Source organism: Streptomyces sp. SID12501 (assembly GCF_010550245.1).
Classification (GTDB): Bacteria; Actinomycetota; Actinomycetes; order Streptomycetales; family Streptomycetaceae; genus Streptomyces.
The window spans coordinates 1-637 of the sequence record NZ_JAAGLU010000245.1 but is presented as its reverse complement, the minus strand read 5'-3'; the positions used below and the strand labels follow the sequence as shown (position 1 = coordinate 637).

General features: G+C 68.1%; 1 protein-coding gene. It reads left to right on the top strand.

Annotation, left to right across the window (positions count from 1 at the left end; translation table 11 throughout):
- A partial coding sequence (locus G3I71_RS45510) for an acyltransferase domain-containing protein (protein ID WP_164324811.1) occupies window positions 1-637 on the top strand: 637 nt, incomplete at both ends.

Here is a 637-nt window from a genome sequence, read left to right as displayed (position 1 = left end):
GGGTGCGCGTCTGGATCTCGAAGTTCCGCTGCGGGACGTTCTCTTCGGGTCGGATGCGGCCCTGCTGGACGAGACGCGGTTCACGCAGCCGGCGTTGTTCGCGGTCGAGGTGGCGCTGTTCCGGCTGGTCGAGTCGTGGGGTGTGAAGCCGGACTTCCTTTCCGGGCACTCCATCGGTGAGATTTCTGCCGCGCACGTGTCCGGTGTGCTGTCGCTGGACGACGCGTGCACGTTGGTCGCCGCGCGGGGGCGGTTGATGCAGGCGCTGCCGGCCGGTGGCGTGATGATCGCCGTTCAGGCTTCGGAGGACGAGGCCCTGCCGTTGCTGACGGACCGGGTGAGCATCGCGGCCGTCAACGGCCCGCAGTCGGTCGTGATCGCGGGTGACGAAGACGCTGCCATCGCGGTGGTGGAGTCGCTCGTCGGTCGCAAGAGCAAGCGGCTCGCGGTCAGTCACGCGTTCCACTCGCCGCACATGGACGGCATGTTGGAGGACTTCCGCCGGGTGGTCGAGGGGTTGTCGTTCGCGACGCCGCGCATCCCGATCGTGTCGAACCTGACGGGTGCCCTCGTCGCCGACGGTGAGATGGGCTCGGCCGACTTCTGGGTCCGTCACGTCCGTGAAGCCGTTCGCTTC